At 59.8% G+C, this 14,864-nt stretch carries 12 protein-coding genes and 1 pseudogene; 2 read left to right on the top strand and 11 right to left on the bottom strand.

Going from position 1 to position 14,864, the window contains the following annotated elements:
* Positions 1-7 precede the first annotated feature (7 nt).
* Entirely contained in the window at positions 8-391 is a 384-nt protein-coding gene (locus H9529_RS18245; RefSeq protein WP_092892107.1) for a hypothetical protein, read from the bottom strand.
* Positions 388-5,280: a DEAD/DEAH box helicase gene (locus H9529_RS18240; protein ID WP_092892109.1), complete on the bottom strand. Its 4,893-nt coding sequence runs from the start codon at positions 5,278-5,280 to the stop codon at positions 388-390. The genes H9529_RS18245 and H9529_RS18240 overlap by 4 nt, the downstream gene beginning before the upstream one ends.
* 240 nt (positions 5,281-5,520) lie before the next feature.
* Between H9529_RS18240 and H9529_RS18235 the strand changes: the two genes are divergently transcribed.
* Complete coding sequence (locus tag H9529_RS18235) at positions 5,521-7,578, top strand: DUF262 domain-containing protein (protein WP_092892111.1); 2,058 nt, start codon at positions 5,521-5,523, stop codon at positions 7,576-7,578.
* On the opposite strand, the gene H9529_RS18230 is transcribed toward H9529_RS18235, so the two are convergent.
* The 8 genes and pseudogenes from H9529_RS18230 to H9529_RS18200 form a co-directional block, all read right to left on the bottom strand.
* Positions 7,565-8,257, bottom strand: a complete 693-nt coding sequence (locus H9529_RS18230) for a hypothetical protein (RefSeq protein ID WP_092892113.1) — start codon at positions 8,255-8,257, stop codon at positions 7,565-7,567. The genes H9529_RS18235 and H9529_RS18230 overlap by 14 nt on opposite strands.
* Entirely contained in the window at positions 8,254-9,003 is a 750-nt protein-coding gene (locus H9529_RS20965) for a DNA methyltransferase (RefSeq protein ID WP_223814412.1), read from the bottom strand. Before H9529_RS20965 ends, H9529_RS18230 begins: the two co-directional genes overlap by 4 nt.
* A 52-nt stretch (positions 9,004-9,055) precedes the next feature.
* A pseudogene (locus H9529_RS21395) lies at positions 9,056-9,448 on the bottom strand (DNA cytosine methyltransferase); the annotation flags it as partial.
* Between the two features lie 71 nt (positions 9,449-9,519).
* The gene (locus H9529_RS18220) at positions 9,520-10,479 is read right to left on the bottom strand and encodes a helix-turn-helix domain-containing protein (RefSeq protein WP_092892117.1); all 960 of its coding nucleotides are present in this window, start codon (positions 10,477-10,479) and stop codon (positions 9,520-9,522) included.
* The gene (locus H9529_RS18215) at positions 10,476-10,871 is read right to left on the bottom strand and encodes a nuclease (protein ID WP_092892119.1); all 396 of its coding nucleotides are present in this window, start codon (positions 10,869-10,871) and stop codon (positions 10,476-10,478) included. The genes H9529_RS18220 and H9529_RS18215 overlap by 4 nt, the downstream gene beginning before the upstream one ends.
* Complete coding sequence (locus tag H9529_RS18210; RefSeq protein WP_223814411.1) at positions 10,868-11,122, bottom strand: hypothetical protein; 255 nt, start codon at positions 11,120-11,122, stop codon at positions 10,868-10,870. Before H9529_RS18210 ends, H9529_RS18215 begins: the two co-directional genes overlap by 4 nt.
* Before the next feature lie 8 nt (positions 11,123-11,130).
* The gene (locus H9529_RS18205) at positions 11,131-11,379 is read right to left on the bottom strand and encodes a helix-turn-helix transcriptional regulator (RefSeq protein WP_092892122.1); all 249 of its coding nucleotides are present in this window, start codon (positions 11,377-11,379) and stop codon (positions 11,131-11,133) included.
* Positions 11,380-11,683: 304 nt separating this feature from the next.
* Positions 11,684-12,682: a helix-turn-helix transcriptional regulator gene (locus tag H9529_RS18200; RefSeq protein WP_092892125.1), complete on the bottom strand. Its 999-nt coding sequence runs from the start codon at positions 12,680-12,682 to the stop codon at positions 11,684-11,686.
* A 273-nt stretch (positions 12,683-12,955) separates the two neighbouring features.
* On the opposite strand from H9529_RS18200, the gene H9529_RS18195 reads away from it, so the two are divergent.
* Positions 12,956-13,552: a hypothetical protein gene (locus H9529_RS18195; RefSeq protein WP_092892127.1), complete on the top strand. Its 597-nt coding sequence runs from the start codon at positions 12,956-12,958 to the stop codon at positions 13,550-13,552.
* Between the two features lie 19 nt (positions 13,553-13,571).
* Here H9529_RS18195 and H9529_RS18190 read toward each other — a convergent pair whose 3' ends face one another.
* Positions 13,572-14,828, bottom strand: coding sequence for a tyrosine-type recombinase/integrase (locus H9529_RS18190; protein ID WP_092892129.1), 1,257 nt, complete (start codon positions 14,826-14,828; stop codon positions 13,572-13,574).
* Between the last annotated feature and the right edge of the window lie 36 nt (positions 14,829-14,864).

Raw genomic sequence — 14,864 nt, 5'->3', positions numbered from 1 at the left:
TTGACGTTCATGGGGCGCACAGCTTCGCACTCTCAAGTGTGCTCGCGTAGATCAGGCAGATTTCCACGTCATCCAGCCGCGCAGCCATTCCCCTCGCGATTTCGAGGTTCTCGTTGAAATCGTCGACTAGGTCGTTGTGCCTTCTCAGCAGCGCGTCATGCGTCTCAATGCATTCGGTCACATTGGATCTGCAGGTGAAGCCTTCGTAATTGCACTGGTTCTGGTCAAAGCAGGCCGAATTCTGATCGACGCACATTCCGCGGCTGGAGCAGACAGTGTCGCCGTATCCGAGGCACGCCCCTCGGTCGCTATATGAACAGCTAAAGTTCTGCTGGCTGATCGCGCTGGATGGGATCAACGCGAGCATGACCAAGAGCGTCGTGACCTTCATTCCATCACCTCCAGCTTCGGCAGGGCGCGCACGATTTCCATGGTGCGCAGGCTGACGGTGATGACGCGTTGGAACAGTTCCAGCGGATAGGCGGGGTTGTTCATTGTCTCATTGGCATAGCGGTTGGCGTCGTTTTCGATGCCGCTGGCTTTGTCGGTCTTCACCACTTGGCGTTCCATCACCCATTCCAGCGCAGGCTTGCCGTTCACGACGTAGTCGTAAGCCTCCAAAGGCACGTCCTGCATGGTGATGTTGCCGTTATAGATGACGGTGGTCTTGTCCTTTTCCTTTCCGTTCTTGCCGAAGGCCCATTTGGTGACGCGGTAGAAGGCCTCGGGGTTCTTGATGTCGGCCAGGCGTAGGTCGCCTTGCTTGATCGTGACCGAATAGGGTTCGACGGTTTCGTAGTTCACATGCAGATCGCCGAGGGTGCGACCGGCGCGGCTGAAGGCCCAGAAATCGGCGGCGGTTTTGATGCGGGGGATGCGGGGCAGTTCTTTGGACAGGTTGTCGGCGTATTTTGCGCGGTAATCCTCCGAATGCAGCAGGCCATAGACGTAGTAAAACAGGTCTTCCTTGGTGATCGTCTCGCCGGGATAGGCGTTTTGGAAGTGTTTCAGGCCAGCGTCAGTGATGCCGTCACGCGAAGTGGGAGCCTCACTTTCTTCAACAAACAGGTCCTCTCGCTCTGCGTTATCTTCGTCGAACACATAGAGTGGGAAGCACTGGGTCCCGCCATCTGATTGAAGCTCGATGACCCGATCTGACATTGATGCAATCTGGCCGAGACCTGACCAACGTAATTTCAAGATGATCATACGGTTCTCTGTATCGGCATGCGGAAAGAATTTCGGCATCTTCCCAATGTCGCTGATCATTGAGCGATCAAAGTAAAGCCACTGAGGGGTAAAAGGACGATAATTGCTATTTCGTAAAGCCGTAGGGTCGAATTGATGCTCGCGATCACTTGCCAAATGCCTGAGGAGCGATCGGTTCCAACTGATACGTGCCGGGTCAGCAATTACGAAATTTTCGAGGTTTACGTTTGCACTGGCCGTTGACTGAAAACGCACTCGCTCTGAATTGTAGACCTCCATCATGCCCTTGACGTTAGAGGTAAGGCTTTCAAGGCTTGGATTGAAGCACCATGCGTCGCGGTTTGTTTTGGCCCCCCCAGAATATTCTCCGAACAATAGGACGTCTGTCTTATTTCCTCTTTCTCCGATCTTAATAAATGCGTCAAAGCTTGCGTCGCGCTGCTTCAGCCAATCATAGTGCACATCAGGTTCAATGCTGCTCCATCCACCTACTTCTGAAATTCCATTGATGCTTCCGAAATCGCGGATGATCGCCAGCTTCTGTTTTTGGTCGAGATAGTCGCCGATGTCGTGGAAATGTATGCGTCCGGTTTGTGCCGCATCCGGGTTCTTGACGAGCACGCTGATGGCGATTGGCGCACGGCTGCCTGAGCCGAAGATTTTTCCACCTTCGCGTCGAGAAAGTTCGCCACTGGTGCGTTGGTTGCCACGCAGATGGAATACGTAGAGGTCGCTGAACTCGGCAGCAAGACATGCGCGAAGGCCATCCGCTGCGTTGCCGTCCACCCAACCAGCGTTGGTCACATAGGCCATGACGCCCGCATCGCCTATCCTGTCAGAGGCCCATCGAATTGCCCTGATGTAGCTGTCATACAGAGAGTTCTTGAGCGTCGCGGTGGATCGAGCAACATATGTATCGCGGATTCGCCCGTCGAGCGTCGGATACTCGACGTTTGCGTTGTTGTCGTTTGCGCTTTCCTGCCCCTTCGAATACGGCGGGTTCCCCACGATCACGCGGATATCTGTCGCCTTCTGCCGTTTCCGACGCTCAGAGTTGTCCGGCATGTAATGCGAGATCAGGTCGTCGCTTTCATACATCTGGAAGGTATCAGTCAGGCAGATGCCCTCGAACGGCACATAGTCGCCGCCCATCAGCCCGTGATAGACCGCCTCGATGTTGATCGCGGCGATGTAATAGGCCAGCAGCACGATCTCATTGGCGTGGATTTCGTGGCGGAACTTGTGCTCCATCTCTTCGGGAGCGATCAGGCCGGATTGCAGCAGGCGGGTGATGAAGGTGCCGGTGCCGGTGAAGGGGTCGATGATGTGGACGCCGGGGGAGCCGAGGGTCTGGCCGAATTCAGATTGCAGCACCTCGTTCACCGAATGGATGATGAAATCGACGATCTCGACCGGGGTGTAGACGATGCCCAGTTTTTCAGTGGTGCGGGGGAAGGCGCGGCGGAAGAACTTGTCGTAAAGCTCGACGATCAGCTTTTGCTTGGCCTGCGGGTCGGTGATGCCCTGCGAGCGCATCTTGACGCTGGCGTAGAACTTTTCGAGGTCTTTGGATTCCTTGTCGAGATTGGCCTCGTTCAGCACATCCAGCACACGCTGCATGGCGCGGGAGACGGGGTTTTCGGCGGTGAACTTGTGGCCCTCGAACAGGGTCTCGAACACGGGCCGGGTGATGATGTGCTGGGCGAGCATTTCGATGGCGTCGCCTTCGGAGATGGTGTCGTTCAGATCGTCGCGCAGTTCGGCAAGGAAGGCATCGAAAGCTTTGCGGGCTTCGGTGTCGGGGTCTTTCAGCAGCGCGGTCAGGCGGGTAATGTGGTTCTTGGCGATTTCGGCAATGGAGGCGGACCAGTCCTCCCAATAATCACGGGTGCCGCATTTCTTGACGATCTTGGCCATGATGGCGCGAGAGAATTCGTCGATCGAGAAGGTCATCTCAGTCTGGCTGGGTTCGGGCCCCTCGATGACATCATCGCCAGGTCCACCGCTGCCTGATCCGATGCCGGAGCTGGCGGCCTTGGTCTTGGTGGGCATTTTGTCGACAACGGCGGTGACAGACCGCAGCTCTTCGGAATCGGCATTGATGCCGACAATTTCGACCCTGTCCGAGATATCCTGGCCGAGGGACGCCTTGTTGATCGTGCTGTCAAAGCGTTCGTCGTGGGCGCGCAGGGCGTTCAAAATCTGCCAGACGACGCGGTAGCGTTCATTGTCGGCCAGCGCCTGTTCAGGGGGAACCCCGGCCGGGACGCCGACCGGCAGGATGACATAGCCCATCTTCTTGGTGTCGGTTTTCCGCATGACGCGGCCAACCGATTGCACCACGTCGATCTGGCTTTTGCGCGGGTGCAGGAACATGATCGCATCAAGCGCGGGAACATCGACGCCCTCGGACAAGCAGCGCGCGTTGGTCAAAATGCGGCAGGTGTTTTCGCCTGCATCCGCCTTGAGCCAATCCAGCAGAGCGCCGCGGGTCTTGGCGTTGAAGGTGCCATCGACATGTTCGATCTCGCACTGGAGGTGGTCGGACGGTTCGTCACTTTCGACCAGGCTGTCTTGGCCGAGGTATTCATCAACCACGGCAGAGAATTCATCGCGGATCAGTTTGGAGCTGCGGATGTCCTTGGCAAAGGCCAGCGCGCGCCGCATCGGGTGCGGATCGGCGGTGACATCGGCCTTGAGGTCGACCTTGGTCAGCGCCTTATAGCAGCCGATGATCTTGGTGGCGTCATCCAACAGCAGCTCGCTACCCGCATCGCCAAGCCGCTTTTGGACCGCAGCACTGACCAGCCCCTCGTCCATGGCCAGGACGATGACCTTGTAATCGGTCAGCAGGCCATTCTGTACCGCCCAGCCGAAGCCGCGATAGAACAGCGTTTCGCCAAAGAGTGCGGGGTTGTCCATCGATGCCAGTTCGGCACCAAGCTCATCGGCCTTACTGCGAACATTGTCGCCGAAGATTCGGGGCGTGGCGGTCATGTAGAGGCGCTTGCGTGCCTTCACATGATCGTTGCTGTGGATCTTGACGAAATTGGACTCTTCGTCGCCATCAAGGGTGGCACCAGTCGTGCGGTGGGCCTCATCGCAAATGATTAGATCGAAGTCAGGAAGGCCCGCTTCCTGTGCGCGGGTCAAAGTGACGATGGACTGATACGTCGAAAAAATGACCGTCATTCGCTCGGGATCATCGTCGCCCGCTTTTGCGGCGACCTTGACGGGATCGGTGGTAGCCGGAAATGCCAGATCGTGAATTTCGATTTCGGCCACGTCATCGGTGCTTTTTCGGCGCTTGCCCACATGTGCATCCGAACAGACGGCAAAGGCGCGGATCGGCGTCTCAGTGTCATTGGTCCATTCGCGAACCGTCTGGGACATCAGCGCCAGCGACGGCACCATAAACAACACACGCTTGCCCTTGCCTGCGATGGCCTCGGCTATCTTTAGCGAGGTGAACGTCTTGCCAGTGCCGCAGGCCATGATCATCTTGCCGCGATCTGCCACGGTGAGGCCGCTGCTGACGTCAGCCAACGCGTCACGCTGATGCGGCATCAAGGTTTTCTTGGCGGCGAGCACGATTTCGCCGCGAGCCTCGAAGATCGTCCAGTCGATCCGGCTTTCCCGAAGATCGCTCAGCCCAATCCGCACAACCGGAATAGCCTGACCTCGGATCATCTCCTCTGCGTTCGCGCCCCACTCTTGCTCCGTCGTGTCGAGGACGACCCTCCTGCGGAAGGGCTCCTTGCCGGAGGCAGAGATGAAGCTGTCGATGTGGGCTTTCTGAATCCGGGTGTCGGCGGCGTAGAATTTTGCCTGAATGGCGGCAAACCCATCCTCGTTGCGCAGCTTGGCGACCAGATCGATGCCCACATCCTTACCGTCGCGATCATTTGCTTTGGCCCAGTCCGACCATGTCCACACAGCTTCGTATTCTTCTGACTGAACCGGGTCATTCAGGAAAAACGCCAAACCGAGACGTTCGAAATAGGTGCCTTTTTCGCGCTCGGTGACTGCAGCATCGCGGTAAGATTGAAGGATTCGGTCGATGGCAGTCATAAGTGCCCCTAACTGATTTTTCATCAGCTTAGCGATGAAGATCGCTCCCTGCGACCACAAATCGATGCACTAGAAGCTAGACGCAGGCTTAGCACTTCCGTTGAAGTGAAATGATCCGGTCCTGGGTTGCCGGATTTGTCTGAAACCATGTTGGCCACTGGGTCAGGAGCACTGGAGCTGATGACTCACCACAAGCAATCACATAGGTTCCCGAAAACATGAGCAATCTGGAGCCATTGCATGAAAGCTGCCGAAACCCGCGTCGACCGATTCTTGGCCAGCAGTGAGACGGCTTTCGCCATTCCGGTTTACCAGCGAAACTATGACTGGACCCGGGTTCAGTGCCAGCAGTTATTCAATGATATCCTAGCCATCGGCGCTGACGAGAGCCAGTCGGGGCACTTCATCGGCAGCATCGTCTACGTCCATGACGATGTCTACACGGCGTCGGGCTTGCGCGAGCTGACGATCATTGACGGGCAGCAACGGCTGACCACGCTGACTTTGATCTTCATCGCGCTTTACCGGCATGCCATCGCCACGGGGAAAGATCAGCAAGCCCAGCGCATCTATAAGACCTATCTTATCAACGAGTTCGCTGAAGATACCGAAAAGCTGAAGCTGAAGCCGACGGACAACAATAAGGTGGCCTTGGCACAAATCATGGACCCCAAGGAAGCCGTGAAGGCCAGCGGCTATTCGCGGCTGATCGAGAACTTCCGTTTCTTCCAAACGCGCATCACGGAAACCAACTTTGATGTTGTTCAGCGCGGTCTGCCAAAACTGATCTTTGTCGATATTGCCCTCGATCGACAGAAGGACAACCCCCAGCGGATTTTCGAGAGCTTGAATTCGACGGGCCTAGAGCTTTCGCAGGCTGACCTGATTCGGAATTACATCTTGATGGGGCTGCCACGGAAAGAGCAGGAACAAGTTTTCCGGAAGTTTTGGGAGCCTATCGAGGCAAATGCCAGAAACCTTGAGGTGAACGAAAGCCGAGTGTCGGATTTCATTCGAGATTTTCTAACGCTGAAACAGAAAGACATTCCCAATAAGGGTGCGGTCTATGAAAAGTTTAAAGAGCGTTATCCGGCTCCTAACTCTTCCGACTTAATGGATGCCCTTGAAGAGTTGCGCGAATTTTCCAACGTTTATGCGCGCCTTCTGAACCCCAACCTGGAAAACGACCCTATGATCCGGCGCGAGGTGGGTTACATCCGGATGCTAGAAGTAAATGTGGCCTTTCCTTTCCTCATGCCGGTCTATCGGGATTTCACGGCCGGGACCATTTCTAGCGACGTATTCGCGTCCGTTCTGCGACTTGTGCAGAGCTACGTCTGGCGCCGGTTTATCCTAAGCCTTCCTACAAATGCCTTGAACAAGATTTTCATGAGCCTTTACGACCGAGTCGAACCCGCAGAGTATCTGGTGTCGATCGAGCGTGCCTTGATGCAGCGCGGTGGGAGCCAGCGTTTCCCGCGGGATGCAGAGGTTATGGCGATGTTGCGGGAGAAGGATATCTACAGCACCAAAAGCCGGACGCGGACATATTTCTTCGACCGCTTGGAAAACCACAAAAACAGGGAAGTGGTGGATGTCACAGTGCCGGGCATAACGGTGGAACACATTTTCCCTCAAAATCCGGAAGCAGGTTGGCGGAGTGAGCTGGCAGCTGACGAGTATGCTTTGCTCGGGGAGCAATACCTCAACACAGTTGGGAACCTCACTCTTTCCGGAAACAACGGTCGGTTGGGGAACAAGGTTTTCGTCGACAAGCGTGACATGAACGAAGATGGCGGCGAGCAGGGGTATCGCTTCAGCCGCCTATGGCTCAACCGTGATCTTCAGACCCTTGATGAATGGGGAGTCCAGCAGGTTGAAGCCCGGGCTGATCGTATCGCAAATCGCTTTCTGGAAGTCTGGCCAGCACCTTCGATCGACGTTCTCGCGGAACCGAATGGCGATGAAGTCAACATTTTCGACTCGGAGGAGCCCCGCTTCAAGCGCCTGGACTATGCGGTTTTCCTTGGCACACGTTTACATGTAACACAGGTCGCCAAACTCTATGTCGAGGTTTTTGAGCAGCTACTGGTCCTGCAGCCAGAGTCATTCCAAGGTACAAAGCTGGGAGAGAGAATACAGCTGACGTCCGAACCCGACACACTGCGTCAGGCGGTCAAGATCGCGGAAGGCTATTTCATTGAGGGCAATATTGACTCAACCAACAAGTTTGAGCGCCTCAAATTAGCGTTGACTGAACTGGGCATGGAAGAGGAGCTTTTCATCAAATTTGCATAGGTTGCACGACTGGATCGATGCGTTGATGCTGCCATGGCCGAACCTTCGGCATCGCCGTTGTCACCTCCATATCCCGCAACATGCGCCCTGCCAAAAGCCCATCGCGCAACCAATCCAGCGCCTGCCACCAATCCTCATAGCCGCGCCGAACGGAGGCGATCTGTTCCGGATGCGGCCGCCAGGTGACCGGACAGGCCAAGACCTCAATGGTGCGCCATTTGCCCCGGGTCAGCACCCGTTCAGTGCCAACCACCACCGTCGTCGACCGCTCGCCGTGCTGATTGCGTTTGATTTCCACCGGCACGCAGCGCGGCACGACGCCGGGCATCCAGTCCGGGGTCATCCCGGCCCTTGCCAGTTCGGCCATACGGATCGCCATGCGGATACCGCCGAGGCTGTCAGGGATCCCGGCAACGGTGGCGGCGATCACCTCTGCGTCTGGGTGGGTGTAACTGCCCATTTTGTGCTGCCCGCCGTCCACTTTGCAGCCAAGTATGGCACGCTGGAGGAGGACGTATTCGAGGCCAAAGCCAAACCCTTCCTCCGTCACGTCTTTTGGCGGCGGCAATTCCAGCTGCGCCCGCTCGACCCGAAACGCCCATTCCAGCGCCGCCTGGACACCCAGCGAGCGTTTGACTTTTGCACCACCCGCGCGGCCGATCCTGCCTTGGGCGCTCATGGCTGCAATCCGTCAAACAGGCTCATCTGCGTTGGGCCTTCCGTCCCGGTAGTCGGTTGCCAAATCCACGGGCCCGAGGCCATGGGCAGCCGCGAGAGAGCGCCACGCATGTGCTGCTGCCAGAGGATGAACTCCGTTGCCGAGCAGGCGCAAAGCGCGTGCCCGATGGGCCAGCCCATCAGCCATCCGACGAAGAGCGGGTTCAGCCGTCGCCGCGACCGGCCCTTCAGGATCCGCCGACATGCGGCGCGCCCATGCGATGCAATCATTGAAGCCCAGAGCGGGCGCGAGATCGGGGCGTGATGGGAGCACTGCCGCCCATCCGGCATGATCGCCGGGACCGGGTGGGTGAAGCCCTGCTCCGCTCGGTAATGCAGAATATCCATCCGACTTTTGCCATCGGCCCGTATGACGCTGGTCTCGCTCGATCCCTTCCAGTTCTGCGCCGCCGGGGTCGGCCATTGCAGCGCTTGCGCCGACAGCTTCGGCTCGCCCCGGCTGTTGATCTTGCCGCGCAGCCGGTCCATCTGATCGTCCGCCACCGGCGTTTGCCATTGCGCCGCCTGCGCTGGCAGGGGCGGCACCCCGCCCGAGCCATAGCTCTGGCCCGGCCCACCCTTCGCGCCGTCCGTAGCCTTGGGTGTCGACCAATTGTTGGTGATGCCCAGCGCCAGCGCTTCGGCCTTGCGGGTGAAATCGCTGTTCCCCGCCGGATTGTACCGATCCGTGCCGGGATGCAGGCTCAACGGTGTGGGCCAGGATGAAGATGCGCAGCCGCTGATGCGGCGCGCCGACTTCTGCCGCCGAGAACAGACTCGCCGCAGGCGTGTAGCCCATGTCCCAAAGTTCTCGCAGCACGGTCTCAAGCCCGAGGGTGACGTGACCGGGGACATTTTCGAGGAAGACCCATGCGGGGCGGCATTCTCGGGTGATGCGGGCGACATCGGGCCAGAGGTGGCGGGGGTCGTTGGTCCCTTCGCGCTTGCCAGCGGCGCTGAAGGGCTGGCAGGGATATCCGGCGAGGACGATGTCGAAGGCGCCGTGAAAGACCCGAGCATCGAAACTGCGGAGATCATCCCAGATCGGCGCCGGGGCGAAATAGCCTGCGCGCTGGGCGGCGATGAGCACAGTTCGCGGCCAGTCCTCCCACTCGACAAAGGCTCGGGTGTGATAGCCGGGCTCAGTGAGCATGAGGCCCAGATCAAGGCCTCCGCCACCTGCGCAGAGGGACAATCCGTGCCGGGGACGAAGCACCATGCCATTCACAGCACCCCTCGCTGGCGCAACCGTTCCGTGGTCACCAGTCTTCGCGTCAGCATCGCCCCGCACATGGCGTTGCTGATCATGCTGGGAGGCAGAAACTTGTCCGAGTTGACGATGTCCGCATAGAATTTTGCCAGTTCATCCGGGTTAAGCACCGGCTTGACTTGGGGCTTGCGGCTGCGCTTGGCGTTGCGGCCACTGCCACTTGCGGCAGCTTGTGCATCGCGCTGGGCCGCGCGTTCCATGAACCTATCGAGGGCCTTGGGGCCATCTGGCGGATTGGGATGATCGCCCCGGCTCTCGGTCGCCACCTCGATGATCCGATCCTCGGTCAGCCCGAGATCATCGATCCAGCGCTGGACGTGCAGCTTGGCGGGCCAGCCCTGCCACCAGGCGGGCAGCGTGGCGTTGGCTTTGAGGCCCAGTGCTGTGAGCAGCTCTGCAAAAAAATCATCCGAAACTTTCGCGCGTGCGTCCTCCTCCTCCTTTACAGGTTTACTTAAGGGTTCTCTTACAAGGTTAGTCTCCGGATTCCGGAGATGGCTTTGGGTAAAATCCGGAGATGGGATTGGCGAAAACCCGGAGATGGCCCCATGTCCGGAATCCGGAGTTGGGTCGGTGTGCTGTTCTTCCTCCGTTCCGCAAAAGCCGTCTCCGGTTTCCGGAGTTGGCTCTTGTGGAAACCCCTCTTCAAACCCCAGGATGTAGCGGGTGGCCTGACGCTTGTGGGTGCGCGGATCATGGATGCGGACGCGGTGGATCAGACGCAGCTCTTCCAGCTTGGTGAGGTGGTCGTTCAGCGCCGAGATCGACATCTCTGCGTCGTCGGCCAGCCGCGCCTGCGTCGGAAAGCAGCCGAAATCCGGATTGTGCCGGTCGCAGAGAAACCAAAGCACGATCTTGGTGGCAGGTTTCAGCCCGCGTTGCTGGATGGCCCAGACGGTCGCCTTGTGGCTCATGGCGCGACCCTCCGAACTGGAAGTTGCGCGCGACTGGTGAAGCCATGGTCGGCCAGCGCGCCCAGCGCATCGTCGACCGACCGCACCAGCGCCCAGCCGAAGCCTTGGGCGCAGACCGTGTCGCGAAACACCTCCTGCGATTTGCGCAATCGGCCGGTGGCGCTTTTGACCTCCAGAAACAGCACGCAGCCGCCACAGATCACGATCAGATCGGCAAATCCGGCATGGACGCCCATGCCGACAAGGATCGACTGGCGCTTGGCACCGCGGGGTCCGGCCTCAGTCACTTCGTTGACGCAGTGATGAACGATGGCATCGCGCGGCAGGGCGAACCGCAGTGCCTGCACGATGGCGCGCTGGGCATCGGCTTCGGGTGTGCTGCGCCGGTTCATGCGGCACCTCCTTTCGGAAAAGCGGCTGCCGCGATGGCGTGCAGCGGCCGCCGATCCAGTAGGCGCAGCAGCTCCAGCGCATCGCCACACTCAACGGCATCGTTGGTCTGACCGATGACAACCCGTGCCGCGAGGATGACCAGCGAGTCCGGATGCTGGGTGGTGTCAGCGAGGACGCCGCGCGCCTCGGTCAGGCGGTCGTGCATCCAGTCGCCAGTGGTGGACGGCGGGATTACAGGAGAGTGGGACAAGGGGTGGTTCATTTCCGCCCCCGCCGTGTCCGCGCCGGGCGGGTCTGTTCCTGCGCGTTGATCCAGTTCTCCACTGTCGTGCGCCGATACAGCACCTTGCGTCCGATCCGCGTGCAGGGCGGGCCAAGCTGGCGGGCCTCCCAGCGGGCCAGCGTGTCGCAGGCAATGCCGAGTTCACCGGCCAGCTGTTCGCGGCTGATCCAGTCGGCCAGCAAGTTGAGGGGTTGGTCCTGCGTGGCAGGGGCTATGGTCTGCATTTCGGTCTCCTATCCAGATCCCGGCAGATGCCGGAGACGGGGCGAGGGAAGCAGACGAGAAGGACCGGAACCTAGGCAGAGACCGGAATTGAAAGGCCGGAGACAATTCCGGTCCTTGTTTTATTGGGTTTGTGCTGCTGACCCGGAATGCGAATCGGAAACGCCGCCCAGCGCCATTCCGACATTTCCGGTCATCTGTGGCAGATCAGCCCTGCTGATCGAGGCGCGTAACGCTGCAAGCTGGATTTCATCGGCAGGGCGCGACGCCAACCGGGTGGCGCGGGGTAAAACACCCGTTCCGGCGTCAGGGCAAGGCGGGAAAATCGCTGCGGCGGTAAGCATCGACGAGGCTGCGCACTTCAGGCGGGGAGATCACCTCGACAGCATCGCCCCATTGATAGAGGTGCCAGGCCATTTCCAGCCAGCCCCCAGCGCTGAACCGGACGGTCAGGCTGCCGTCGGCCTCATCCTGCATGTGCTGGTCAGGATGGAAGATGAAGGTCCGCGCGACCCCGGCCGCTGAAGGCGCAAATCGCCATTCCACTGGCCCATATTCTGCATCGGAATGGAATGACCCGAACGCCCGGGCCGCGTGTTTGCCAAGATCGAAGTCGGGATCGCGCAGGAAGGAATTCTGCAGCAGGCTGGCACTTGCAATCCGATCCAGACGGTAATGGCGATACTTGCTGTTACCGATTTCGCGGGCAATCAGATATCCACGCATGCCGAACAGCACGCCATAAGGTTCGATCGGCCGCGACCGTGGCGCGGTATCCTGCGCCGCTGCATAGTCGATTTGCATGGTGAAGGGGCCTTTCAGCGCAGCGTCGATCACGCCCAGAACATGGGCAGAATACTGCGCGCGGGGTCCGGGGCGGCAGGCGTGGCCCCGTGCTTCCAGCACCGCCTCGGCATCCACCTCGGCACGCCGGGCAAAGGTCGGCGGCATCGTCGCCAGCAGGCGGTTGCGCAGCGATGTCAGTGCCGTGACCTCTGTCGCTGCCCCGTCGCGTTCCGCGCGCCGGATGCCCATTTCAAGCGCCGACAGCTCGCTGTCGCGGATACCCTGCATGTGCAGCAGGCGGCTGTCAGGCAACTGCCACCACTTGCGCCGGGCTTGGTCGGTCCGGGTTTGGACCATCGGGAAGGCGACCTCCAGCGCGCGTGACATGCGCTGCGCCGTGCGCAGGGTCACGCCGAAGGTCTCCACGATCTGCACCAGGCTGATGCCACCGGGCCGTGCCGCGGCCTCTTCCGCCAGACGCATGATGTCGAGGGCCTTGCCCAGCCTTTTGTTATCCATCTTCAATCCCTGACCGAACCTGACAGGGATGTTAACGACAATTCGCCTAAAACAAGAATAGCTGTCTTGGTCAGCTCAAGCCGATTCTACCTGTGCGTGTTTCAGATAAACGAGGTGCATTTCACCCGGTTCTCCAGACATGGCCGATTGAAGACACCTTGAGGCGTGTTTCTGGATGGCGAGCAGGTTGGCAAGCCGCTGGTCGGGAACGCGATCCCTGCCATGCCCGGTACTGGCCCGGGTATTGCTGAATGAAGAAAGGACGTACCAGCCATGACCCTGCCACCAAGAGCCTTCTATTCCCTTACCGAAACATCCGCCCGTTGGGGTTGTGCCGCTGCCGATCTGGCAGGATGGGCGGCGACCGACCATCTGACCCTTGTCACCAGCATCGCCTCGGTGATCTGTGGCAAGCAGCCGGTGGCCGGGATCGTGGTGGTTACCGCCGCCGACATGATGCGGATGTTCCGCCGTCATGGCCCGAGCGACGAGGAATGCCGGGTGTTCCGGATCCGGCCGCAGGGCAGTACGGAATGGCAATACATCACCGAACCGGCGGATGGCGTATTGATCAAGATCACCGATCTGATGCTGCTGGCCGAGGAGGTGCAGAAGTTCGAGGACGAGCGCGATTTGCTGCGCCGCCACTTCGTGTCGCCTGGCTCGGCCCCGCGTTACGATTGGGAGGGCATGAACATCATGCTGTTCCGCCGCATCAACGACCATGGCGTGCCTGCAACGCAGGCCGATCTGATCGCCGAGGTGCAGGACTGGTTTGCCCAGAACTCGCCCACGGGCGAGATTCCGGAGGAAAGTACGACGCGCAAGAAGATCGCGCCGATCTGGCGCGCGCTGCGCGAAAAGGAATGAGGCGACAAGTTTGACCCGATCAGGCGCTTTTGTGGTCCTGATCGGCGTCATGCACCAACTGCGGCCGGGGCCGGAAGATGCTGGCAACGGCATTGACCCCGTCGCGCAGGGGCGAGTCCATCAGATGGGCATAGCGCTGGGTCGTTTGCATCTGCGTATGGCCCAGCAGCTTGCCGATCATTTCCAACGAGGCCCCGCCGCTGACCAACAGCGATGCAAAGGTGTGGCGCAAGTCGTGGATCCGGACGTCGGGCAGATTGGCCTCGGTCTGGATTCCGATCCAGAACCGGCGGATTTCCTTGACCGGCTGGCCGGGCGTGTCGCCGGGAAAGAGCCACGGATTGCCGCGCGGCACCAGCAGTGACCGCTCGCGCACGATGGCCGCCACATCGCCCGAGATCGGAATACGGTGGATCTTGCGCTGCTTGGTGGTCGCGGCAGGTTTTGACCAGCTGCCGAGGTCAAGGTTGAACTGTTCAAACCGCGCCTGACGCACCTCGCCCGACCGCGCGCCGGTCAGCATGCAGAGCCGGATAATCCCCGCCGCACGCTGATCCTTGGCCGCATCCAGTGCCTTGGCCAGCCGCCCGATTTCTTCCGGCGTCAGGAACCGCTCGCGTTCATCTTCGATCCGGCGGCGGAAGCCGCTGGCGGGATTGTCGGCGCGCATGCCCCAGTCGATGGCCAGCGTGAACATTTTGCGCAGCACCTCACCCACCCGGTTGGCGCGCACCGGCGTGGGCTTAGGCCCCTGCAGCTTGCGCGCCCGATTGTTCGGCTTGGCCTTCGAGGGCCGGGCGCGGCCAGCGGCGATCTTGGTCAGCAGCTTTTCCACATCGGCCTTTGTGATCTCGGTAACCAGCTTCTTGCCCCAGTCGGGCGCTACCAGCTTGTGCATGATCGTGTGTTGATCGGCTGCATTGCGGGCGGCAAGGTGCGGTGTGTGTTCCGCCAGATACCGCGCGATCATGTCGTTGACCCGCGGTGCCTCGCGCGACGTCTCCCGCAGACTGAGGGGATCGATCCCCTCATCGATGTCGCGCCGCAGTTCCTTGGCCCGTTCGCGCGCCGCGACCGCGTTCCACTCCGGCCAGCGCCCGATGGTCATCCGTCGCTGCCGTCCCGCGATCCGGTAGTCCAGCGTAAAGGCCCGGTTGCCCGAGGGGTAGATGGTGATCGAGAACCCACGTACGTCGGTGTCGAAGATCTGGTAATCCCGCCCCAGGTTTTCGGCCTCCCGGACGGTTTTCTCATTCAGTTTCAGCCTGTTGACCATGGATTGCTCCCCATCTGCCCGTCCGACATGAGGCGT

The organism is Roseicitreum antarcticum, assembly GCF_014681765.1.
GTDB classification, from domain to species: Bacteria; Pseudomonadota; Alphaproteobacteria; order Rhodobacterales; family Rhodobacteraceae; genus Roseicitreum; species Roseicitreum antarcticum.
Note: the sequence above shows the minus strand (reverse complement) of the source record. Positions and strands in the feature narration are given on the sequence as shown.